This is a genomic window from Frigoribacterium sp. NBH87 (assembly GCF_014217665.1).
Taxonomy (GTDB): domain Bacteria; phylum Actinomycetota; class Actinomycetes; order Actinomycetales; family Microbacteriaceae; genus Frigoribacterium; species Frigoribacterium endophyticum.
Genome location: NZ_CP043650.1, coordinates 3,107,315 through 3,128,952 on the forward strand (window position 1 = coordinate 3,107,315; position 21,638 = coordinate 3,128,952).

The following is a 21,638-nucleotide window of genomic DNA, read 5'->3' on the forward strand; positions in this document are numbered from 1 at the left end:
ACTGTGACTGAGATCGTCTACGACAACGACGCCGACCTGTCCCTCATCCAGGGCAAGAAGGTCGCCGTCATCGGCTACGGCTCGCAGGGCCACGCCCACGCGCTGAACCTCCGCGACTCCGGCGTCGAGGTCGTCATCGGCCTCAAGGAGGGCTCGAAGAGCCGCGCCAAGGCCGAGGAGGCCGGCTTCACGGTGCACACCCCCGCGGAGGCCTCGGCCTGGGGCGACGTCATCGTCGTCCTCGCCCCCGACCAGGTCCAGCGCCACGTCTACGCCGACGACATCGCCCCGAACCTCGCCGAGGGCAAGGCGCTCGTCTTCGGCCACGGCTTCAACATCCGCTTCGGCTACATCGAGGCGCCCGAGGGCGTCGACGTCGTCCTGGTCGCCCCCAAGGGCCCGGGCCACACCGTCCGCCGCGAGTTCGAGGCCGGCCGCGGCGTGCCCGTGATCGTGGCCGTCGAGAAGGACGCCTCCGGCTCCGCCTGGGACCTCGCCTGGTCGTACTCCAAGGGCATCGGCGGCCTCCGTGCCGGCGGCATCAAGACGACCTTCACCGAAGAGACCGAGACCGACCTCTTCGGCGAGCAGGCCGTGCTCTGCGGCGGCACCTCGCAGCTGATCCAGTACGGCTTCGAGACGCTGACCGAGGCCGGCTACCAGCCGCAGATCGCCTACTTCGAGGTGCTGCACGAGCTCAAGCTGATCGTCGACCTGATCTGGGAGGGCGGCCTGGCCAAGCAGCGCTGGAGCGTCTCCGACACGGCCGAGTACGGCGACTACGTCTCCGGCCCCCGCGTCATCGACCCCTCCGTGAAGGAGAACATGAAGGCCGTCCTGGCCGACATCCAGTCGGGCGCCTTCGCGAAGCGCTTCATCGACGACCAGGACGCAGGTGCCCCCGAGTTCAAGGAGCTCCGCGCCAAGGGCGAGGCGCACCCCATCGAGGCCACCGGCCAGGAGCTGCGCGCCCTGTTCGCCTGGAAGCAGACGGACTCCGACTACGTCGACGGCAGCGCTGCGCGCTGACGTCGACGTAGTCGACGCACGCTGGCGACATGGGTCGGCTCCGCCGACGGGCGACGGCAGCGCTGCGCGCTGACGTCGACGTAGTCGACGCACGCTGGCGACATCGGTCGGCTCCGCCGACGGGCGACGGCAGCGCTGCGCGCTGGCCCGTCCCCGAGCGATGACGACGCCCCCCTCCGACCGGAGGGGGGCGTCGTCGGTGTCGGGGCGACCAGGCGGCCCGTGGCATGATCTAGGGCATGGCGATGAGCAAGAAGGCAGTGCACTTCGGTGCGGGCAACATCGGTCGTGGCTTCGTGGCGCAGTTCCTGCACGCGAGCGGCTATGAGGTCGTGTTCGCCGACGTCAACGACGAGCTGATCGGGCTGCTGCAGTCCCAGTCGTCGTACGAGGTGCACGAGGTCGGTGAGGACAGCCGCACGACCGTCGTCGACGGCTACCGCGCCGTCAACAGCCGCAGCGACGAGGAGGCCCTGGTCGCCGAGATCGCGACCGCCGACGTCGTCACCACCGCGGTCGGCGCCCGGATCCTGCCCTTCGTCGCGCCGGTCATCGCCAGCGGGCTGGCCCAGCGCGACGCGGCGCTGCCGCCGCTCACGGTCATCGCGTGCGAGAACGCCATCAACGCCACCGACTCCCTCGCCGAGGCCGTCCGTCAGGCCGACCCGGCCGACAACGCGGTCTTCGCGAACTGCGCGATCGACCGCATCGTGCCCGAGCAGCCCGCGGGGTCGCTCGACGTCACCATCGAGTCCTTCTCCGAGTGGGTCGTCGAGAGCGGCCCGTTCGGCGACCACCGCCCCGAGATCCAGGGCGTCACGTGGGTGCCCGACCTCGAGCCCTTCATCGAGCGCAAGCTCTTCACCGTCAACACGGCCCACGCCGCCGCGGCCTACCACGGCTTCGCGCGGGGCCTGGGCAGCATCCGGGAGTCGCTCGCCGACGAGGCCGTCCACGCCGAGGTGCGCGCCGCCCTCGCCGAGACCAAGGCCCTGCTCGTCGCGAAGCACGAGCTCGACGCCGACGAGCAGCAGAGCTACATCGAGAAGAACCTCGTGCGCATCTCGAACCCGCACCTCCCCGACACCACCGAGCGAGTGGGCCGCAACCCGCTCCGCAAGCTGAGCCGCCACGAGCGCTTCGTCGGCCCCGCCGCGCAGCTCGCCGAGCGGGGCCTGCCGAGCGATGCGCTCGTCCGGGCCGTCCGCGCCGCCCTCGACTTCGACGTCGCCGACGACGCGGAGAGCGTCGAGCTCCAGGCACTGCTGCGCTCCGGCCTGCCCGCCGACGAGCTCACCGTGACCCTCACCGGCGTCGAGGCGGGGCACCCGCTCTCCGCCGCCCTGGTGGAGGCGGTCTCCTCCAAGCTCCCGGCATGACCGACCCCCGGCCCTCCGGGTCGGCCGGCCGCCACGACGACCCCGACGCGACCGCGTCCGACCAGACCGACCTCGACCTCGATCCCGACGCCGACGACACCGACGACGCGCTCTCCTGGGGCGACGAGTCGGACGCCAGCCACGTCGAGGGCCCCGCGGCCGCGACGTGTGACGACGAGACCGACCCCGACGCTCCCCAGGTCATGAGCAGCGCCTCCCTCGTGGGGCACGGCGTGCTCGGCGGCGTCGCCCTGCTCTCGAGCGTCGGCTGGATCGTCTCGCGCGACCAGTTCCTGATCGCGTTCGGCGGCGGCCTCGTCGAGCACGTGCAGACGACGCTGTGGCTGACCGGCGTCTTCCTCGCCCTCGTCGCCCCGCTGCTCTGGTTCGTCGCGACCATCCTGCTGGTGCCGGTGCAGCACTCCGGCCGCCGCCTGCTCGTGATGGCCGTCGGGGCCGTGCTCCTGGCCCCCTGGCCCCTCGTGATCGGGGGCGGGGCGTGACCGCCGCGCCCGGCGGGGCGACCGCCTCCGCCGCGCCGCGCCGCGCCCGCCGGGTCCCCCGCGTCGGGTTCGTCCTCATCGCCGTCCTCGCCGGCCTGCTGGCCGCCTACGACCTCTCCGAGGCCGTGACCAACCTCGTGCTCGTGCCGCAGGACGTCCGCTACCAGAACAACGCCTTCTTCGACGAGGTCGGCGTGGGCTCGCTCGCCGCGTCGCCGCCCTGGGCCGCGCTCTGGGCCAACGTGCTGCTGCCCCCGGTCGCGTACGTCGTCGCCCTCCTCGTCGCGCGCCGGCGGACGCTCGGCCGGGCGGCCCTCGTCTTCGCCACCGGCCTCGCCGCGGTCGCGGCGGCGTCGCTGAGCCTCACGGCGTACGTGCTCAGCATCTGACCGGGCACGTCGCCGCCGACGACGGCCGCGGACGGCGGCGGGGGAGTCGCGGTGCAGGCCCCCGTGACCGCCGGCGTCATCTGCGCCTGGGCCCTCCGACGAGTCGCTAGAGTGACCAGCAGCCGCGCCCACGGCGCGTCGCGGCGTTCCTCTGCACCCTCTCGTTAGGACCCTGTCTCCGTGGCCAAGCCCGTCGTTCTGATCGCTGAAGAGCTCTCACCCGCCACCGTCGAGGCCCTCGGCCCCGACTTCGACGTGAGGAGCGTGGACGGCACCGACCGGCCCGCGCTGCTCGCCGCCCTCGCGGAGGCGAACGCGATCCTGGTCCGCTCCGCGACGCAGGTCGACGCCGAGGCCATCGCCGCCGCGCCGCACCTCCAGGTCGTGGCCCGCGCGGGCGTCGGCCTCGACAACGTCGACATCAAGGCCGCCACGACGGCGGGCGTCATGGTCGTCAACGCGCCGACGTCGAACATCATCTCGGCCGCCGAGCTCACCGTCGGCCACATCCTCAGCCTCGCGCGCCACATCCCCGCCGCGCACGCCGCGCTGGCCCAGGGGCAGTGGAAGCGCTCGAAGTACACCGGCGTCGAGCTGTTCGAGAAGACCGTCGGCATCGTCGGGCTCGGGCGCATCGGCGCCCTGATCACTGCGCGCCTCCAGGCGTTCGGGGTGAACGTGGTCGCCTACGACCCCTACGTCACGCCGGCCCGTGCGCAGCAGCTCGGTGTCACCCTGCTCTCCCTCGACGAGCTGCTGGCCACCGCCGACTTCGTCACCATCCACATGCCGAAGACGCCCGAGACGACGGGCATGATCGGCCTCGAGCAGATGAAGGCCATGAAGCCGACGGCGTTCGTCGTCAACGTGGCCCGCGGCGGCCTGATCGACGAGGCCGACCTCTACACGGCCCTGACCACGGGCGAGATCGCCGGTGCCGGCCTCGACGTCTTCACCTCGGAGCCCCCCGTCGACCAGGCGCTGCTCGGCCTCGAGAACGTCGTCGTCACCCCCCACCTCGGCGCGTCGACGGACGAGGCGCAGGAGAAGGCGGGCGTGTCGGTCGCCAAGTCCGTCCGCCTGGCGCTCGGCGGCGAGCTCGTGCCCGACGCTGTCAACGTCGCCGGCGGCGTCATCGACCCGTACGTGCGCCCGGGCATCCCGCTGCTCGAGAAGATCGGCCAGGTGTTCGCCGGGCTCGCCGACTCGCCCCTCACCAGCATCGACGTCGAGGTGCGCGGCGACCTCGTCGAGCACGACGTCAGCGTGCTCAAGCTCGCGGCCCTCAAGGGCGTCTTCACGAACATCGTCAGCGAGTCGGTCAGCTACGTGAACGCGCCGCTGCTCGCCGAGCAGCGCGGCATCACCGTGCGGCTGCTCACCGACCCGACGAGCGAGGAGTACCGCAACGTCCTGACCATCCGCGGCTCGCTCAGCGACGGCGGCCAGATCAGCGTGTCGGGCACGCTGACCGGCACCAAGCAGGTCGAGAAGATCGTCGAGATCAACGGCTACGACGTCGAGGTGCCGATCGCGGCGCACCACCTCGTCATGGTCTACGGCGACCGCCCCGGCATCGTCGCCGTCTACGGCAAGGAGTTCGGCGACGCCGGCATCAACATCGCCGGCATGCAGATCGCCCGTCGCAGCGCGGGCGGCCAGGCCCTCAGCGTCCTCACCATCGACAGCCCCGCCCCCGACGAGCTGCTCGAGACGGTGCGCGTCGCCATCGACGCGCAGCTGCTGCGCGAGATCGACGTGACGCTCTAGCTCCGCCGGAGCGTTCCCCGTGACGGCGCCCCGTCTCCCGGTCGGGAGGCGGGGCGCCGTCACGCGGTGCGAGGGCCGGGAGCCGGGGGAGTCGCGGGTCAGACCTCGAGGGACTCGTGCGCCGCCAGGACGACGGCCGTGCCCCCGAGAGCCTCGACGCTCGCCCGAAGCCGGTCGGCGTGCATGCCGAGGCCCGCCGCGGACAGCGTCTGCTCGTGGACGGGGAAGAGCCGGGTCGGCGCCACGGCCGTCACGTAGTCCATCGCCTCGCCGATCTTGAGCCAGGGCGCACCGACCGGTGCCGCCAGGGTCTCGACCGGCACCGGCGGGACGGTGAACGCGTCTCCCGGGTAGAAGAGGCGGCCGTTGACGAGCACCCCCACGTTGTCGATGACGGGGATCGACTCGTGGATGACGGCGTGGCGCGAGCCGTGGAAGGCGAGGGTGAAGGGCCCCGCCTCGACGGTGTCGCCGTCGGCCACGACGTGGACGTCGAACCCCTCGGCGGCCTCCGCGACCCCGGCCGGGCCGTAGATCGTCGCCCCGGGGTTCGTGGCGAGCAGGTGGCCGAGCTGGTCGGGGGTCCAGTGGTCGGGGTGCTCGTGGGTGACGACCACGGCGACGACGTCGTGCAGATCGACCTGCGGCGTGGTGAAGGAGCCGGGGTCGACGACGAGCTTCCGCCCGTCCTCCTCGACGACGAAGGCGGCGTGCTCGAGCTTGGTCAGGCGCATGCGGCCGACTGTACGCCCGCTCCGCGACACGCGGGGCGGGCTCGATTTGTACTCGTTCGTGAGGCTGTGGCATACTCGACGAGTTGCAAAAACGGCCCCATCGTATAGTGGCCTAGTACGTCGCCCTCTCACGGCGGTAACACGGGTTCGAATCCCGTTGGGGTCACCGATCTGTTCGGTCACCACCACCGTTCAGCAACCACGAGATCCCGCCCGGCACACGCCGGGCGGGATTCGTCGTTCCGGGGCGTCTCGACCTCCCGGTGCCCGCGCTCCGTCGTCACGTCTCGGTCACGACCCGGCCGTCGACCTCGACGACGGGCCCGCCGTGCCCCATGCTCGAGCCGTGCCCAGCGACCGGACGACGCGCGCGGGCCTGCTCGTCGGGCTCGCCTGCCTCGGCGTGGTCGCCGCCGGCGCGGTGCTGCTCGCCCTGAGGTCGATCGGAGGGCCCGTCGTGGCCTGCCCGGCCGTCGCCTGGGGCACGACCGTGGTCGTGGAGGTCACGGGCGCGGTCGAGCGCGTAGTGGTCGTCGAGCTGGTGCCCGTCGGCACCGCCGCGTCGTCGCCCCTGCCGCGGCAGGGCCCGGTCGACGACCGGTCAGCCGCCGACGGCCCCGACATCGGGCCGTGGCTCTGGCCCGGCCCGGCCGAGCGGGCCCCCGACGGCACCTGGGTCATCTCGTCGTGGGGCGGGTCGTCGTCGCCCGACGGCTCCTTCCCCGACGAGGTCGACGTGCGGGCGTGGTCCGACGGCGGCGACGTCGGTCTCGTCCTCGCCGCCTCGCGCACCGCGGGGCTCCGCTTCGAGCGCGTCGGCGGCGACGCCGTCTGCGGCGGCCCGGGGGAGGCGCGGATCGCCCTCGAGGTGCCCCCGGCCGCCTAGCGCCGGGCCGGGGTGCTCGGCGTCACGCTCTCGGGGCCGCGCCGGCGTACGCGGCGCGCGCCGCGACTCCCTCGTCCCACCGGGGGCGGAACTGCACTGAGATGCGCGGCGCGACCGCCTTCTTCGTCTTCGCGATCGCGTGCTCGTGGGTGCGCTGGCAGCTCCCGCCCATGACGAGCAGGTCGCCGTGGCCGAGCGGGAACCTGTCGACCCGCCCCGTGCGGCGCGAGCGCACCGCGAGGGTGCGGGGAGCGCCGAGGGAGAGGACGCCGACCATCGTGTCGCGGCCGAGGCCGGAGCCGACCCGGTCGCCGTGCCAGGCGATGCTGTCGTCGCCGGTGCGGTAGAAGCACAGCCCGGCACGACGGAAGAGCTGCTCGTCGGGAGCGCCGCGCCGCGCGTAGTGGTCGTTGAGGTCGTCCCGGGCCGCGGCGAGGACGGGGTCGGGCAGCACGTCGCCGGTGCCGTACGACGAGACGAGGCGCGGCACCTCGACGACGCGGTCGTACATCGTGCGGCGGTCGGCCTGCCACGGCACGTCGGTCACGAGCCGCTCGAACAGGGCGTCCGACGCGGTGGCCCAGCCGGGCACCAGGTCGAGCCACGCGCCCTCGCCGAGCTCGAGCCGCCGCACGCGGCCGGCGAGCGGGAGCAGCTCGGGCCCGTCGTCGAGGGAGTCGAGCAGCGAGGCGGTGAACGGGATGACCATGGCGTCACCCTACGCTCCGTTCGAACACGTGTTCTAGTCGGGGCCCGCCCCGGGCGCGTCGCTCACCCGCCGGCGACGACCCGCGCCTCCGGGGCGGCCAGCTCGCCGGCGCGGCCCTCGACGTCGACGTCGATCGGGTGCCCCGCCCAGATCGAGACCTGCAGCTGCCCGGTGTGGGTCCACAGCCGCTCGCCGCTCGCGAGGTCGTAGGCGACCACCGTCGAGCGCCCGCCCGAGCTGCCGTAGGCGAGGGCGTAGCCCACGGTCCGGCCGACGGCGGCGAGGACGGCGCCGGTGGGCAGGTCGAAGCGGGTCAGGGTGCGCCCGGTCGCACCGTCCAGCGCCTGCACCTCGAGCGGCCGGTCGCCCGGCGCCGACGAGCTCGCGTAGACCCGGTCGTCGGTCTGCCCGACCACCCCGGCCGCGCCGGTGGCGCCGAGCCCCTCGCGGCTCCAGGTGGCCCGGCCGGTCGTCCACGAGAGGCAGGTCAGGCGGTCACGGTCGACGTCGCTGACCAGCAGGCACGACCGGCCCTCGTCGAGCGTGCCGCGGACGTCGGCCGGGGAGCGCCACCGCACCTCGCCGTCCGCTCCCCGGGCGGTCACGCCGCCGCCGGCGCCGGTCGGCCCGATCAGCAGCCCGTCGTGGACGAGGTGCCCCGAGAGCTCGTCGAGGCGCGTGCCCCAGGGGCGGGCGACGCCCGTCGTCGGGTCGACCTGCAGGGTGCCCTCGGGGGTGGCGACGACCAGCCGGTCGTCGAGGGCCAGCACGGTGCCGCTCGTCGTGCCCCGCCCCGCCCAGGTCACCCGGCCGAGGTCGCGGACGTCGCGCAGCTCGTAGCTGTAGCGCGCCCCGGCCGCCGGCTGGCGTCCCGTCACGACGACCGTGCCCGCGGCCTGGAACCTGTCGGTCTCGGTCGTCGCCCGCGGCTCCGACGCCCCGACCGTCGAGCCGTCGGCGAGCGCCAGGGTGAGCAGCACCGCGCGCTCGCCCGCGACGACGCGGACGACGACGAGCCCCGTGTCGCCGGCGAGCGAGGCCGCGACGACGTCGACCGGCCCCTCGAGGCCGAGCCGGGCGGCGTCGTCGGCGACGTCGTGCACCCAGCTGAACGCGCCGCGCTCGGTGTCGAGCAGCGCGAGCCGGGAGCCCACGCCGGTCGTCTCGCTGCCGCAGCCCGCGTCGTTGGCGAAGCCGTACGTCCAGCCCGGCCCCGCACTGACCAGCACCCGGCCGGTGTCGACCGTCGCGGTCGGGAAGCGCAGGCACGCGGGCCGGAACCCGGGCGCGAGGGTCTCCGCGAGCGCGACCGACCACCCGGTGGTCGGCTCCTGCCGCAGGTCGACCGTCTTGACGCCGCGCCAGGGCGGCTCGGCGCCGTACTGCGGCTGGCCCGGGGCCAGGAGGGCCGCGGGCAGGGCGGCGGCCAGCAGCAGCGCCGCGTAGCCGAGGGCGAGGCGGCGACCGCGGGAGGCGCGGTGCCACCACGCGGGGCGTCGCGGCCCCGGGGCGGCCGGGCCTCGTCCGGGCCGTCCTGCTCCGTCGCCGGCACCGGCCCCGTCGTCGTCCCGGCCGGGGGCTTCGCTCGTGCTTCCGCGGCGGGCGGGCTCCCACACGGCGACGTCCGGAGCCGGCCGCGCCGGGGCCCAGCCGGGCCGCCCCTCGGGGCTCACGCCGCGCCTCCGGCCAGCCCGGCCACCACGCTCGTGCGGTCGACGAGGCGCGTGGCCACGCCGCGGCCGTCGATCGAGACCAGGCCGCCGCCCCAGAACGACACCCGGTCGTCGGAGCGCAGCGACCAGAGCCGGGCGCCCGTCGCGGCGTCGTAGGCGCTGAGGCCCCGGCCCGCGGTGGGGGAGCCGTCGGTGCGCACGTAGACGACGGTGCGGGAGGCCGCGGCGACCTCGTCGAGGACGCCGAGCGGCGCCCGCCACCGGACGCGGCCGTCGGCGGCGGCGAGGGCGGTGAGGCGGGCGCCGTCGTCGGACTGGACGACGGCGTAGAGGTCGCCGCCCACCTGGCCCGGGGCGGCGGCGGCCGAGAACGCGGCGCCGAGCTCCGTCGTCCACCGGCCCTGCCCGCTGCGGGGGTCGAGGCAGGTGGCCGTGGTGCCGCCGTCGTCGGTCGTGAGGACGCAGCCGTCGGTGGCCGAGAGGCGCGGCGTCGGGCTCGGCACGGACCAGAGGAGGTCGCCGTCGGCGTCGATCGCCGACACGGCGCGCCTCCCGTCGGCGTCGCGGCCGAGCGTCCAGGCCACGTCGTCCCCCCCGTCGGGCGCGGTCGCGACCACGTCGGCGGCGGCGGCCGACGGGCTGGCCTCGCCCGTCCGGCCGTCGACGCGGACGGCGCGGCCGTCGACGACGATGAGCAGCCCGTCCGGGAGCAGCTGGGGCGTCGTGCCGGCGTCGACCCGCCCCTCCCACACGGGGTCGTCGAGGGCGGCCGCGTCCACGAGCGAGTAGCGGTCGGGCGAGCCGATCGCGCCGGAGGAGGTGCGCAGCTGCAGCCGCCCCACGGTCGAGACGCTGATCGAGGGCACGTCGCGGCGGCCGAAGGTGGACTCGAGCGCCCGGCCGTCGACGAGGTCGAGGGCGACGAGCACGGTCGACCCGGTGGTCTGGGTCTGCACCAGCACCCGGCCGGCCGCCGGCACGACCTGGCTCGCCGGGATGCTCAGGGGGTCGGTGTCGTCGAGGTCGTCGGCCAGGTCGTGCACCCACCGCACCCGGCCGTCCCGGGAGTCGACGAGGGCCACGCGGCTCGCCCCGTCGTCGAGGGCGGCACGGCGGCAGTCCGGACCGCCGGAGGCCGTGCCCGGGTCGAGGTCGACGGAGGCCCCGACGGCGACGAGCCCGTCCACGGCGGGCGAGGGCCAGAAGTGGAGGCAGCGTCGGGGCACGCCCGGGGCGAGGCGCTCGGCCAGGTCGAGCGACCAGGCCGTGCCGGTCGGGGCGTTCCGGAGGTCGTCCACCGCCGTGCCGCCCCAGGGCGGCCCGTCGGCGTAGCGCGGCGACGCGGCCGTGCCGCCGACGGCGACGACGGCGGTCGCGGCGACCACGGCCAGCGCGGCGACGACGACCCGGCGCAGGGGCGACGGCCGCGGCGTGCGCGCCCGCGTCGTCCCGTCCGCTCCCGCCATGCTGTCGTCGGCCTCCTCGTCGAGGGCCCCGCCGACCGTGCGACGGGTGCCGACATGCTATTCGGAACCCTCGCCGGGGGCGCTCGGGGGCCGCTCGGCGGCGCGGGAATGCGGCGTCGGCCCCGCCGCTTGCACCTCACGTCGTCGGGCAGGCCCTGGCGTAGACTTCGACGATCATTCCGCTGAGAAGAACTCTGGAGAGGGGCGTGCCCGTGGGCAGGACGCTTGCCGAGAAGGTGTGGGACGACCACGTCGTCGTCAAGGGGGAGGACGGCGCGCCCGACCTCCTCTACATCGACCTCCACCTCGTGCACGAGGTGACCAGCCCGCAGGCCTTCGACGGCCTCCGCCAGGCCGGTCGTCCGCTCCGCCGCACCGACCTCACGATCGCGACGGAGGACCACAACACCCCGACGCTCGCCATCGACCGGCCGATCGCCGACCTCACGAGCCGCACCCAGATCGAGACCCTGCGTCGCAACACCGCCGAGTTCGGCGTCCGGCTGCACCCGCTGGGCGACGCCGAGCAGGGCATCGTCCACGTCGTCGGCCCGCAGCTCGGCCTCACCATGCCGGGCATCACGGTGGTCTGCGGCGACTCGCACACCTCGACGCACGGCGCCTTCGGCGCGATGGCGTTCGGCATCGGCACCAGCGAGGTCGAGCACGTCATGGCGACGCAGACCCTGCCGCTCAAGCCCTTCAAGACCATGGCCGTGACCGTCGAGGGCACGCTGCGCCCGGGCGTCACCGCGAAGGACATCATCCTGGCGGTGATCGCCCAGATCGGCACCGGCGGCGGTCAGGGCTACGTGCTCGAGTACCGCGGCAGCGCGATCCGGGCCCTCTCGATGGAGGGGCGGATGACGATCTGCAACATGTCGATCGAGGCGGGCGCCCGCGCCGGCATGGTCGCCCCCGACCAGACGACCTTCGACTACCTCGAGGGCCGCGACCACGCTCCGACCGGCTCCGACTGGGACGACGCGGTCGCCTACTGGACGACGCTGCCGACCGACGACGACGCCGTGTTCGACGCCGAGGTCTTCCTCGACGCCGACACCCTCGAGCCGTTCGTCACCTGGGGCACGAACCCGGGCCAGGGCGTGTCGCTCAGCGACTCCGTGCCCGACCCGACCGCCGTCGCCGACCCGAACGAGCGCGCCGCCGCCGAGCGCGCCCTCGAGTACATGGCCCTCGAGGCCGGCACCCCGATGAAGCAGATCCCGGTCGACGCGGTCTTCATGGGCTCCTGCACGAACAGCCGCATCGAAGACCTCCGGGCCTTCGCCTCCGTCATCGCCGGCCGCACCAAGGCCGAGGGCGTCCGCGTCATGGTCGTCCCCGGCTCCGCGCGGGTCCGGCTCGAGGCCGAGGCCGAGGGCCTCGACAAGGTCTTCACCGACTTCGGCGCCGAGTGGCGCTTCGCGGGCTGCTCGATGTGCCTCGGCATGAACCCCGACCAGCTCGCCCCGGGCGAGCGCTGCGCCTCCACGAGCAACCGCAACTTCGAGGGCCGGCAGGGCAAGGGCGGTCGCACGCACCTCGTCTCCCCGCTCGTCGCGGCGGCGACCGCGGTGCGCGGCACCCTCTCCGCCCCGGGCGACCTCGACGACCTCGCCGGCACCCCCGTGCACGACGCGCTCCTCGCCGAGCGCGCCGGGGCCTCTCCCGCGCTCGCCGAGCTGGCCGGAGGCGCCGCCTGATGCAGAAGTTCACCACCGTCACCGGAGTGGCCGCGCCCCTGAAGCGCAGCAACGTCGACACGGACCAGATCATCCCGGCCGAGTTCCTCAAGCGGGTCACGAAGACCGGCTTCGAGGACGCCCTGTTCTTCTCCGCCCGGCAAGACCCGGACTTCGTGCTGAACCGACCCGAGTACCAGGGCGCCCGCGTCCTCGTGGCGGGGCCCGACTTCGGCACCGGCTCGAGCCGAGAGCACGCCGTCTGGGCGCTCCGCGACTTCGGCTTCGACGTCGTGCTCAGTGCCCGTTTCGGCGACATCTTCCGCGGCAACTCGGGCAAGCAGGGCCTGCTCAGCGCCGTGGTCGACGAGGCCGACGTCGAGCGCGTCTGGGCCGTGCTCGAGGCCACGCCCGGCCTGGAGATGACCGTCGACCTCGAGTCGCAGACCGCCACGGCGGGCGACCTGACCGTGTCGTTCGAGGTCGATGCCTACACTAAGTGGCGCCTGCTCGAGGGTCTCGACGACATCGGGCTGACGCTCCGCGACGAAGCGGCCATCACAGAATTCGAATCCCGACGCGCCGCCTGGCGCCCGAAGACATTGCCGGTGAAGAAGTGAACTCCCTTGTCCAAGACGCAGCAGCAGCAGGAGCCCGAGTGGGTCTGAAGAGCGACGAGATCGTCATCCGCGGCGGCAAGCCGCTGATCGGCCGCATCGAGGTCCGGGGCGCGAAGAACCTGGCCACGAAGGCCATGGTCGCGGCCCTCCTCGGCGACACCCCCAGCATCCTCCGCGACGTCCCCGACATCAGCGACGTCAACGTGGTGCGCGGCCTCCTCTCCGTCCACGGCGTGCGCATCACCGACCCGGCCCGCGGCGAGATGATCCTCGACCCGTCGAACGTCGAGTCGGCGCACTTCGCCGAGATCGACGCGCACGCCGGCTCGAGCCGCATCCCGATCCTCTTCTGCGGCCCGCTGCTCCACCGCCTCGGCGAGGCCTTCATCCCCGACCTCGGCGGCTGCCGCATCGGCGACCGCCCGATCGACTTCCACCTCGACGCGCTCCGCGCCTTCGGCGCCGTGGTCGACAAGTCGTACAACGGCATCCACCTGACGGCCCCCGACGGCCTCAAGGGCGCGAACATCGAGCTGCCCTACCCGAGCGTCGGCGCGACCGAGCAGGTGCTGCTCACGGCCGTCCTCGCCGACGGGGTCACCGAGCTCCGCAACGCGGCGATCGAGCCCGAGATCATGGACCTCATCGCCATCCTCCAGAAGATGGGCGCCGTGGTCTCGGTCGAGCCGAACCGCGTCATCTTCATCGAGGGCGTGAAGAGGCTCCGCGGGTACACGCACCGGGCCATCAACGACCGCAACGAGGCCGCGAGCTGGGCCTCCGCCGCCCTCGCCACGAAGGGCGACATCTTCGTCGAGGGCGCCGACCAGAAAGACCTGATGACGTTCCTCAACGTCTTCCGCAAGGTCGGCGGCGACTTCGACGTCCACGAGGACGGCATCCGCTTCTTCCACCCCGGCGGCGAGCTCAAGCCCGTCGTGGTCGAGACCGACGTGCACCCCGGCTTCATGACCGACTGGCAGCAGCCCCTCATCGTGGCGCTGACCCAGGCGCAGGGCACCTCGATCGTGCACGAGACCGTCTACGAGAACCGCTTCCAGTTCACCGAGGCGCTGAACGACATGGGCGCGCAGATCGTCGTCCACAAGGACGGCCTGCCCGGCCACGACCGCCGGGTCGCGCGCCGCGAGTTCGAGCAGGCCGCCGTCATCACCGGGCCGACGGCGCTGCACGGCGCCGACATCCGCGTGCCCGACCTGCGCGGCGGCTTCAGCCACCTCATCGCGGCGCTGACCGCCGAGGGCGAGTCGAAGATCACCAACGTCGGCATCATCAGCCGCGGCTACGAGCACTTCATCGCGAAGCTGCGCAAGCTGGGCGCCGACTTCGACTTCCAGGGCTAGCCCGGCGTGAGCGACGCCGCCCGCGCGCACGGGGGTCCCGCCGACCCCGACGTGCCCGTCGTCCAGCCTGCCCGCCGCGTCGGCCGCTTCGGCCGGGGCAAGGAGAAGAGCGCGGTCTTCCGCGCCGTCGCCGCCGTGGGGGCGCCGCTCTTCGACCGCCTCGCGGTGATCGAGGTCCGCGGCGCCGAGAAGCTCCCGAACGAGGGCGCCTTCGTGCTCGCGCCCAACCACTGCACGAACATCGACCCCGTGGTCGTGGCGCGCCTGCTGTGGACCCTGGGCCGCGTGCCGAGGTTCCTCGCCAAGGCGTCGCTCTTCCGGGTGCCGGTCTTCGGGTCGCTGATGCGCGCCATGGGGCACGTCCCCGTCGAGCGCGGCGGACCGACGCACGCGAGCGACCCGCTCGCCGCGGGCCGTGCCCTCGCCACGAGCGGCGGCGGGGTGATCATCTACCCCGAGGGCACGCTGACCCGCGACCCCGACCTCTGGCCGATGAAGGGCAAGAGCGGGGCGGTCCGCCTCGCGATCGAGGCCGGCGTGCCCCTCGTGCCGATGGCCCACTGGGGCAGCCAGCAGGTCATGGGCCGCTACTCCTCGAAGCTCAGCCTCTTCCCGCGGAAGCGCATCCTCGCGGCGATCGGCGACCCCGTCGACCTGTCGCCGTGGCGCGGCCGGCCGCTCGACCAGGCGGCGTACGCCGAGGCGACGGCGCTCGTGATGCGCCGGGTGACCGAGCTGCTGGCCGAGCTGCGCGACGAGTCGCCGCCGGCCGAGCCGTGGGACCCGCACGCGAAGGACCAGAAGGAGACCGGCCGCTTTGAGTAGCAGCGACGACCGCCAGGGCACGAACGAGGGCGCCAGCCGCGAGGACGCCATCGGCGCCCTGGGCGAGGGCGCGGTCACGACCGAGGCGATCTCCGTCGTGATGCGCAGCGCGATCCCGCGCACGGTCGCCGTGCTGGGCTCCGGCAGCTGGGGCACGACCTTCGCGAAGGTGCTCGCCGAGGGCGGCGCGGACGTGACGCTCTGGGCGCGCCGCCCCGAGCTCGCCCGCGAAATCACCGAGAGCAAGCGCAACAGCGACTACCTGCCGGGCATCAACCTGCCCCGCACCCTCGTCGCCACGACCGACGTCGCCGCGGCCCTGGCCGGGGCCGAGCAGGTCTACCTCTCCGTGCCGAGCCAGACCCTCCGCGAGAACCTCGCCGCCGTGCGCGACCTCGTGCCGCGCGGCGTGCCGGTCATCAGCCTGATGAAGGGCGTCGAGAAGGCGACCGGGCTCCGAATGAGCCAGGTCATCGAGCAGGAGCTCGACATCGACCCCGACCTCATCGCCGTCGCCTCCGGCCCGAACCTGGCCCTCGAGATCGCCAAGCGGCAGCCGACCGCGGCCGTGGTCTCGTCGCGCAGCCTCGAGACCGCCACGGCCGTCGCCGCCACGGCGACCAACCCGTACTTCCGGTCGTTCGTCAACACCGACGTCATCGGCACCGAGTTCGGCGGCGTGCTCAAGAACCTCATCGCGGTGGCCGTCGGCATCGTCGACGGCGTCGGCTACGGCGAGAACACGAAGGCCTCGATCATCACCCGGGGCCTCGCCGAGATGACGGCCTTCGCGGTGTCGTTCGGGGCCAAGGCCGAGACCCTCGCCGGGCTCGCCGGGCTCGGCGACCTCATCGCCACCTGCGAGTCGCCGCTCTCGCGGAACAACACCGCCGGCCGGCTGCTCGGCCAGGGCTACGCCTACGGCGACGTCGTGCGCCAGATGAACCAGACCGCGGAGGGGCTCTCCTCGGTCGCCCCGATTCTCGAGCTGGCGGCGTCGCGGGGCGTCGACATGCCCATCGTGACCCAGGTCGCCGGGGTCCTCGCCGGTACGCTGGACCCGCGGAACATCGCCCCGCACCTCACCGAGACCGACGAGCCGCAGGGCGAGTAGCCGCCGGGGGCGACCGGCACCACGCCGGGGGCGACGCTCCGTCACGAACGCCACCCGCGCCTCCCACGGTCACCCCGTCGGGCGCGACGACCCAGAGGGGCCCCATGAGCAGCGAGACCGACACCGGCGTGGCCGACGGCCCCTCGACCGAGACCGGCGCCGTGCCGGGCGCCCCGCGGCGTCAGCGCGTCGTCGTGCTGTTCGGCGGCCGCTCCAGCGAGCACTCGATCAGCTGTGCGACCGCCGGCGGCGTGCTCGCGGCGATCGACCGCGACCGGTTCGACGTCGTCCCGGTCGGCATCACCGCCGACGGCGCGTTCACGCTCCAGCCCGACGACGCGGCCCTGTTCGCGCTCGACGCCGAGTCGCTGCCGGTCGTGCGCGACAACGGCACGCGCGTCCGCTGGCCGGAGTCGTCGTCGAGCCGTGAGCTCAGCGTCGTCGAGGCCGACGGCAGCGTGCGGCTGCTCGGCGAGGTGGACGTGGTCTTCCCCATCCTGCACGGGCGCTTCGGTGAGGACGGCACGGTGCAGGGCCTGCTCGAGCTCGTCGGCCTGCCCTACGTCGGCGCGGGCCTGCTGGCCTCCGCGGTCGGCATGGACAAGCACTTCACCAAGACCGTCCTGCAGCAGGCCGGCATCGCCGTCGCCCCCTGGCGCACCGTCCGGGCCGCGGAGTGGCGCGCCGACCCGGCGGCCGTCACGGCCGCCGTGGCCGAGCTCGGCTACCCGCTCTTCGTCAAGCCGGCGCGGGCCGGGTCGAGCGTGGGCGTCTCGCGCGTCGACGGCCCCGAGCAGCTCGCCGCCGCGATGGCGGTCGGTCTCGCGGAGGACGTCAAGGTGCTCGTCGAGGCGGGCCTCGTCGGCCGCGAGCTGGAGTGCGCCGTGCTCGGCGGACGCGCCGGGGGCGCGCCGCGCACCTCGGTCGCCGGCGAGATCGTGCTCGGCTCCGACACGTTCTACGACTTCGAGTCGAAGTACCTCGGCGGAGCGGGTGCCGACCTGGTCTGCCCCGCGCCGCTCGCCGACGACGAGCTCGCCGAGATGCAGCGCCTCGCGGCCCTCGCCTTCGAGTCGATCGACGGCACCGGCCTCGCCCGCGTCGACTTCTTCCTCACGGCGGAGGGCTGGGTGGTCAACGAGATCAACACGATGCCCGGCTTCACGCCGATCTCGATGTTCCCGGCCTGCTGGCTGGCGAGCGGGCTCAGCTACCCCGAGCTGATCACCGAGCTCGTCGAGCTCGGCCTCGAGACCGACCGTTAGGTCGCCGGGGCGCGTGCGCCGCCCTCTCCGCCGCCTAGGGCGTGGGGGAGTCGCGGGGCGCGTCGGTGGACGCACCGCCGTCGGTCGGGGCGTCGGTGGCGTCGGCCCCGCCGCTCCCGTCGGCGCCGTCGCCGCCCGGCAGGTCGCCGACGCCCACGCAGGCGCGCCCGTCGTTCGGCAGGTAGCCCACCGCGTCGGCCAGGTCGAAGAGCGGGGTGCTGCCCACCTCGTCGGTGACGATGACCTGCACGGCCGGCGTGCGGCCGTAGGTCGTGAAGATGTACGTGTCGGGGTCGTCAGGGTCCTGGTCGCTGAGCCAGTCGACGCCGGCGACCGGGTAGCAGGGCAGGTCGGAGACGGCGGGTGCGGTGACCCCGCAGCGCAGCAGCACGGCCGTGGGGGAGCCCCAGGCGCCGGTCGCCTGCGCGTCGGTCTCGCGCCGTTGGTAGGGCGCGCTGTCGGGGCCGACCTGCTCGGGCAGGTGGACGGTGACCTGGGCGCAGGCCGGGTCGTTCGCGTCGTCGGCGGCCGTCATCGGCACGGCGGCGGTGCAGCCCGCGAGCACGGGGGCGAGCACGGCGACGGTGGCGGCGAGGAGGGGCAGGCGCAGGCGCCGGGCGGGGCTGGACATCCCGGCCAGGCTACCGTCGTGCACATGGAACGCACCTCCACGTCCGCCGAGCCCGACCCCGCCGACCGAGCCTCCGCCGACGCCTCCCGGGCCGACGCCTCCTCGGCCGGCCCCTCCTCGCCCGGCCGGGCTCCCACCGACACCGTCGAGGGCGCGGGCGAGCTCGCGACGCTGGCGCGCATCCTGCCCCGCCTGCCCCGCGGGCTCGACACGCAGCTCGGCCCGGGCGACGACGCCGCCGTCGTGGCCGCGCCGGACGGCCGCTTCGTGGTGACGACCGACCTCATGGTGCACGGCCCCGACTTCCGACTCGCGTGGTCGACCCCGCACGACCTCGGCTGGAAGGCCGCCGCCTCGAACCTCGCCGACGTGGCGGCGATGGGCGCGCGGCCCACCGCCCTCGTCGTCGCCCTCGCCGTGCCGCCCGGCACCCTCGTCGCCGACCTCGAGCGCCTGGCCGACGGGCTGCGCGAGGCGTGCGCCGAGATGGCTCCCGGCTGCGGGGTCGTGGGCGGCGACCTCTCGGTGTCGACGACGTTCACGGTCGCCGTCACGGCGTTCGGCGACCTCGGCGGCCGCCCGCCGGTGCGGCGCGACGGAGCCCGGCCGGGCGACGTGGTGGCCGTCTCCGGCGCCCTCGGGCGGGCGGCCCGGGGCCTCGACCTGCTGTTCCGCCTCGGTGTCGACCACGAGGGGGCCCCCGACGCCGACCTCGCGGCGGCGCTCCGCGAGCGCGACCCCGACGTCGGCTGGCAGCTCGCCCCGACGCCGCCGATCGCCGACGGCCGTCTCGCCGCGACCGCGGGGGCGACGGCCATGCTCGACCTCAGCGACGGGCTCGCCCTCGACGCCGCCCGGGTGGCCCGGGCGAGCGGCGTCGTCGTCGACCTCGACCCGGCGCGCCTCGGCGCCGATCCGCGGGTCGCCCTCGGCGGCGGCGAGGACCACTCGCTGTTCGCCACGTTCCCGCCCGGGACCGACCTGCCGGGCGGCTTCCGCCCGGTCGGCGTGGTCCGGGAGGCCGGGGGAGGCGCGCCCCGCGTCACCGTCGGGCGTCGCGACCTCGACGAGGTCGGCGGCTGGGACCCGTACCGCCTCTGGAGCGGGCAGGCGGGCTGAGGCCGACCCGCGACTCCTCGGGGTCCCGCAGCCCCGGTGCCCCGGTGCCTGGTGCTCAGTCGCGGACGGCGAACCAGACCGTCGTGTCGCCGTACTTCTTCCGCACGTCGAGGCCGAGCCCCGTCGGCCAGGTCGGCTCGCCGTCGCGCGAGGCGCGCTCGACGACGACGAGGGCCCCGTCGGCGAGCGACGGCAGGAGGGCCTCCAGGTCGCCGGCGAGCTCCGTCGCGGAGACCTCGTAGGGCGGGTCGAAGAAGACGAGGTCGACCGGCGCCGCGCTGCCGACGAGGTAGGCGCGCACGGGCATGGCGACCACGTCGACCCGCGGTGCCCGGCCGCTCGGGGCGCGCCCGACCACGGCGTCGACGTTCTTCCGCAGCACGCGGGCGGCCGCCGGCGCCTTCTCGACGAGAGTGACGGTCGCCGCGCCGCGCGACGCGGCCTCGAGGCCGAGCCCGCCGGTGCCGGCGTAGAGGTCGAGCACGCGCCGCCCGGCGATCTCGTCGCGGGCGTCGAGCGACGAGAACAGCGCCTCGCGCACCCGGTCGCTCGTCGGGCGCGTGCCCGTCTTGGGCACGGCGAGGGTCAGGTTGTCGGCGAAGCCGGAGATGATGCGGGACACACGGCCATCCTGACGCATCGGCCGGGCCGTTCGAGCAAGTCGACAACGCGCCGGCGGCCCGGCCGGTGAGCGGTCGTGGAGGTGGCACAAGGCGTTTGGCGGTCGACGTCGCGGCGGGCACGATCGGCCCATGACCAGCGTCGACCGCACCGTGAGGCCCTCGTTCACCAAGTCGTTGTTCGCGGGGCGGATCGCCTCCGAGCTCGTGCTGCCCTACCCGCACATGGCGCCGGAGGAGGCGGCCAGGGTCGAGGCCGCGGCGGCGTCGGCCCGCGAGGTGCTCGCCGGCTACGACCCGCTGCGCGCCGAGCGCGAGGGCTGGGTCGGCGACGACACGATCCGCGAGCTGGGCGACCGCCGCCTCACCGGCCTCTTCGTCGCCGAGGAGTACGGCGGCCTCGGCCTCGGCCAGAGCGCGTACTGCCGGGTGATGGAGGAGTTCGGCCGGGTCGACGGCACCCTCGCCACGGTGATGGGGGTGCACCAGTCGATCGGCACGAAGCCGCTGCACCTCTACGGCACCGATGACCAGAAGGCCCGATGGCTGCCCGACCTCGCGAGCGGCCGCAAGCTCGCGGCCTTCGTGCTGACCGAGCCGAACGTCGGCAGCGACGCCTACGCGCTCGAGACCCGCGCCGAGCGGCAGCCGGACGGCAGCTGGGTGCTGAACGGCGAGAAGCGCTGGATCGGCAACGGCGACAAGGACGTCCTCACCGTCTTCGCCCGCAGCGAGCTCGGCCACGTCGCGCTGGTGGTCGAGAAGGGCGCCGAGGGGCTCAGCACGGGGCCGCGCTTCGAGACGCACGGCCTCAAGGCGAACCACCTGCAGCGCGTGCACTTCACCGACGTCCGGGTGCCGGCGGAGAACCTGCTGGGCGAGCCCGGCGACGGCTTCCGCATCGCCATGAACACCCTCAACAACGGCCGGATGTCGATGGGCACCGCGATCTCCGGCGGCATGAAGCGCTTCCTCCAGCTCTCGGTCGAGCACACGGAGGCGCGGCGCCAGTTCGGCCGCCCCCTGGCCGACTTCGAGATGGTCGGCGACAAGCTCGCCTGGATGACCGAGCAGATCTACGGCGTCGAGTCCATGTCGTACCTCACGACCGGTCTTGTCGACCGGGGCGACACCGACTTCGCGCTGGAGTCGGCGATGACGAAGGTCGTCGCGAGCGACACGGGCTGGTTCGCGCTCAACCGGGCGGTGCAGCTGCACGGCGGGGAGGCGTACATGGAGGGGCACCCGCTGTCGAAGGCGCTCCGCGACTTCCGCATCTTCCCGATCTTCGAGGGGGCGAACGACGTCATGCGCGCGTTCGTCGCCCTCAACGGCCTCAAGGCCCTCAGCGAGGAGCTGCCCGACGTGGCGTCGCTGCGCATCGGCGAGCCGGCCCGGGCGCTCGGCGTGCTCGCGCCCTACGTGGCGGGGCGGGTGCAGCGGCGCATCTCGCCGGAGCGGCCGGTCGGCGTGCACCCGTCGCTCGCCCGCAGCGCGGCGGCCGTGGGGGAGCAGGTCTCGCAGCTGCGCGAGCGGGCCGAGGCGGCCCTCCGCCGGCACGGCCGCCACGTGCAGGAGAAGCAGCTCGTCCAGAAGCGCCTCGCCGACGCCGCCTCCGGCGTCTACGCGCAGATGGCCGTCCTCTCGCGCGCGACCACCAGCCTGCAGGAGGCGCGGGCCGGCTCCGCCGACGAGCGTCACCTGGCCGTCGGGTTCTGCAAGCGGTCGGCGCGGGAGGTCGCCCGGCAGCTGCGGGCCCTCGAGGTCAACGACGACCGGCACGTGACGGCGCTCGCGGAGTCGACCCGCGCCTCCGGCGGGTACGCGGTCGCGCTCTGACGCCGTCGCGCTCCGACT

Annotated in this window: 20 protein-coding genes and 1 tRNA gene; 15 read left to right on the forward strand and 6 right to left on the reverse strand. The window is 74.3% G+C overall.

The window, feature by feature from the left end; translation table 11 throughout:
• Nucleotides 1-3 precede the first annotated feature (3 nt).
• The 5 genes from ilvC to serA all read left to right on the forward strand — a co-directional run bounded on the left by ilvC (nt 4) and on the right by serA (nt 5,070).
• Nucleotides 4-1,029, forward strand: a complete 1,026-nt coding sequence (gene ilvC / locus F1C15_RS14485) for a ketol-acid reductoisomerase (RefSeq protein ID WP_056053498.1) — start codon at nt 4-6, stop codon at nt 1,027-1,029.
• 245 nt (nt 1,030-1,274) lie between these two features.
• Nucleotides 1,275-2,408 (forward strand): mannitol-1-phosphate 5-dehydrogenase, encoded by a 1,134-nt coding sequence (locus F1C15_RS14490; RefSeq protein ID WP_185232016.1) that lies wholly within the window; start codon nt 1,275-1,277, stop codon nt 2,406-2,408.
• Nucleotides 2,405-2,911 (forward strand): hypothetical protein, encoded by a 507-nt coding sequence (locus F1C15_RS14495; RefSeq protein WP_185232017.1) that lies wholly within the window; start codon nt 2,405-2,407, stop codon nt 2,909-2,911. The genes F1C15_RS14490 and F1C15_RS14495 overlap by 4 nt, the downstream gene beginning before the upstream one ends.
• A complete protein-coding gene (locus F1C15_RS14500) occupies nt 2,908-3,300 on the forward strand; it encodes a hypothetical protein (protein WP_185232019.1) in 393 nt (130 codons plus the stop codon). Before F1C15_RS14495 ends, F1C15_RS14500 begins: the two co-directional genes overlap by 4 nt.
• Before the next feature lie 180 nt (nt 3,301-3,480).
• Nucleotides 3,481-5,070, forward strand: a complete 1,590-nt coding sequence (gene serA, locus F1C15_RS14505; protein ID WP_056053508.1) for a phosphoglycerate dehydrogenase — start codon at nt 3,481-3,483, stop codon at nt 5,068-5,070.
• Between the two features lie 98 nt (nt 5,071-5,168).
• On the opposite strand, the gene F1C15_RS14510 is transcribed toward serA, so the two are convergent.
• Nucleotides 5,169-5,804 (reverse strand): MBL fold metallo-hydrolase, encoded by a 636-nt coding sequence (locus F1C15_RS14510; RefSeq protein WP_185232021.1) that lies wholly within the window; start codon nt 5,802-5,804, stop codon nt 5,169-5,171.
• 93 nt (nt 5,805-5,897) lie between these two features.
• Between F1C15_RS14510 and F1C15_RS14515 the strand changes: the two genes are divergently transcribed.
• Nucleotides 5,898-5,970 (forward strand) — tRNA-Glu (locus F1C15_RS14515).
• Nucleotides 5,971-6,150: 180 nt separating this feature from the next.
• Nucleotides 6,151-6,690, forward strand: a complete 540-nt coding sequence (locus F1C15_RS14520) for a hypothetical protein (protein ID WP_185232022.1) — start codon at nt 6,151-6,153, stop codon at nt 6,688-6,690.
• 22 nt (nt 6,691-6,712) lie between these two features.
• Here the strand turns inward: F1C15_RS14520 and F1C15_RS14525 are convergent, their stop codons facing one another.
• The 3 genes from F1C15_RS14525 to F1C15_RS14535 form a co-directional block, all read right to left on the reverse strand.
• Entirely contained in the window at nt 6,713-7,399 is a 687-nt protein-coding gene (locus tag F1C15_RS14525) for an alpha-ketoglutarate-dependent dioxygenase AlkB (protein ID WP_185232024.1), read from the reverse strand.
• Nucleotides 7,400-7,461: 62 nt separating this feature from the next.
• Complete coding sequence (locus F1C15_RS14530; RefSeq protein ID WP_185232026.1) at nt 7,462-9,072, reverse strand: hypothetical protein; 1,611 nt, start codon at nt 9,070-9,072, stop codon at nt 7,462-7,464.
• On the reverse strand, nt 9,069-10,538 hold the full coding sequence (locus F1C15_RS14535) for a PQQ-binding-like beta-propeller repeat protein (protein ID WP_185232028.1): 1,470 nt from the start codon (nt 10,536-10,538) through the stop codon (nt 9,069-9,071). The genes F1C15_RS14530 and F1C15_RS14535 overlap by 4 nt, the downstream gene beginning before the upstream one ends.
• A gap of 212 nt (nt 10,539-10,750) precedes the next feature.
• Here F1C15_RS14535 and leuC point away from each other — a divergent pair, with 212 nt between their 5' ends.
• The 6 genes from leuC to F1C15_RS14565 all read left to right on the forward strand — a co-directional run bounded on the left by leuC (nt 10,751) and on the right by F1C15_RS14565 (nt 17,411).
• The gene (gene leuC / locus F1C15_RS14540; protein WP_369814246.1) at nt 10,751-12,244 is read left to right on the forward strand and encodes a 3-isopropylmalate dehydratase large subunit; all 1,494 of its coding nucleotides are present in this window, start codon (nt 10,751-10,753) and stop codon (nt 12,242-12,244) included.
• A complete protein-coding gene (leuD, locus tag F1C15_RS14545; RefSeq protein ID WP_056053525.1) occupies nt 12,244-12,843 on the forward strand; it encodes a 3-isopropylmalate dehydratase small subunit in 600 nt (199 codons plus the stop codon). Before leuC ends, leuD begins: the two co-directional genes overlap by 1 nt.
• Entirely contained in the window at nt 12,840-14,207 is a 1,368-nt protein-coding gene (gene murA, locus F1C15_RS14550; RefSeq protein ID WP_185232030.1) for a UDP-N-acetylglucosamine 1-carboxyvinyltransferase, read from the forward strand. The genes leuD and murA overlap by 4 nt, the downstream gene beginning before the upstream one ends.
• A 6-nt stretch (nt 14,208-14,213) precedes the next feature.
• A complete protein-coding gene (locus F1C15_RS14555; protein WP_255465316.1) occupies nt 14,214-15,032 on the forward strand; it encodes a 1-acyl-sn-glycerol-3-phosphate acyltransferase in 819 nt (272 codons plus the stop codon).
• 100 nt (nt 15,033-15,132) lie between these two features.
• Complete coding sequence (locus F1C15_RS14560; protein WP_056055762.1) at nt 15,133-16,146, forward strand: NAD(P)H-dependent glycerol-3-phosphate dehydrogenase; 1,014 nt, start codon at nt 15,133-15,135, stop codon at nt 16,144-16,146.
• Nucleotides 16,147-16,250: 104 nt separating this feature from the next.
• Nucleotides 16,251-17,411, forward strand: a complete 1,161-nt coding sequence (locus F1C15_RS14565) for a D-alanine--D-alanine ligase family protein (protein WP_185232032.1) — start codon at nt 16,251-16,253, stop codon at nt 17,409-17,411.
• A 34-nt stretch (nt 17,412-17,445) separates the two neighbouring features.
• Here the strand turns inward: F1C15_RS14565 and F1C15_RS14570 are convergent, their stop codons facing one another.
• Nucleotides 17,446-18,042 carry a DUF3515 family protein gene (locus tag F1C15_RS14570; protein WP_167258833.1) on the reverse strand — a complete coding sequence of 199 codons (597 nt, stop codon included), beginning with the start codon at nt 18,040-18,042 and terminating at the stop codon, nt 17,446-17,448.
• 24 nt (nt 18,043-18,066) lie between these two features.
• Between F1C15_RS14570 and thiL the strand changes: the two genes are divergently transcribed.
• Entirely contained in the window at nt 18,067-19,161 is a 1,095-nt protein-coding gene (gene thiL / locus F1C15_RS14575; protein ID WP_082514289.1) for a thiamine-phosphate kinase, read from the forward strand.
• Between the two features lie 55 nt (nt 19,162-19,216).
• Here the strand turns inward: thiL and rsmD are convergent, their stop codons facing one another.
• A complete protein-coding gene (gene rsmD, locus F1C15_RS14580; RefSeq protein ID WP_056053533.1) occupies nt 19,217-19,783 on the reverse strand; it encodes a 16S rRNA (guanine(966)-N(2))-methyltransferase RsmD in 567 nt (188 codons plus the stop codon).
• 130 nt (nt 19,784-19,913) lie between these two features.
• Here rsmD and F1C15_RS14585 point away from each other — a divergent pair, with 130 nt between their 5' ends.
• Nucleotides 19,914-21,620, forward strand: a complete 1,707-nt coding sequence (locus F1C15_RS14585; RefSeq protein WP_185232035.1) for an acyl-CoA dehydrogenase family protein — start codon at nt 19,914-19,916, stop codon at nt 21,618-21,620.
• The last annotated feature ends 18 nt before the right edge of the window (nt 21,621-21,638 follow it).

Coding starts and splice junctions, on each gene's coding strand:
- F1C15_RS14510 (WP_185232021.1), bottom strand. CDS start 5,804: ATGCGCCTGACCAAGCTCGAGCACGCCGCCTTCGTCGTCGAGGAGGAC.
- F1C15_RS14565 (WP_185232032.1), top strand. CDS start 16,251: ATGAGCAGCGAGACCGACACCGGCGTGGCCGACGGCCCCTCGACCGAG.
- leuD (WP_056053525.1), top strand. CDS start 12,244: ATGCAGAAGTTCACCACCGTCACCGGAGTGGCCGCGCCCCTGAAGCGC.
- F1C15_RS14560 (WP_056055762.1), top strand. CDS start 15,133: ATGCGCAGCGCGATCCCGCGCACGGTCGCCGTGCTGGGCTCCGGCAGC.
- F1C15_RS14535 (WP_185232028.1), bottom strand. CDS start 10,538: ATGGCGGGAGCGGACGGGACGACGCGGGCGCGCACGCCGCGGCCGTCG.
- F1C15_RS14525 (WP_185232024.1), bottom strand. CDS start 7,399: ATGGTCATCCCGTTCACCGCCTCGCTGCTCGACTCCCTCGACGACGGG.
- thiL (WP_082514289.1), top strand. CDS start 18,067: ATGGAACGCACCTCCACGTCCGCCGAGCCCGACCCCGCCGACCGAGCC.
- F1C15_RS14495 (WP_185232017.1), top strand. CDS start 2,405: ATGACCGACCCCCGGCCCTCCGGGTCGGCCGGCCGCCACGACGACCCC.
- F1C15_RS14585 (WP_185232035.1), top strand. CDS start 19,914: ATGACCAGCGTCGACCGCACCGTGAGGCCCTCGTTCACCAAGTCGTTG.
- F1C15_RS14570 (WP_167258833.1), bottom strand. CDS start 18,042: ATGTCCAGCCCCGCCCGGCGCCTGCGCCTGCCCCTCCTCGCCGCCACC.
- F1C15_RS14490 (WP_185232016.1), top strand. CDS start 1,275: ATGAGCAAGAAGGCAGTGCACTTCGGTGCGGGCAACATCGGTCGTGGC.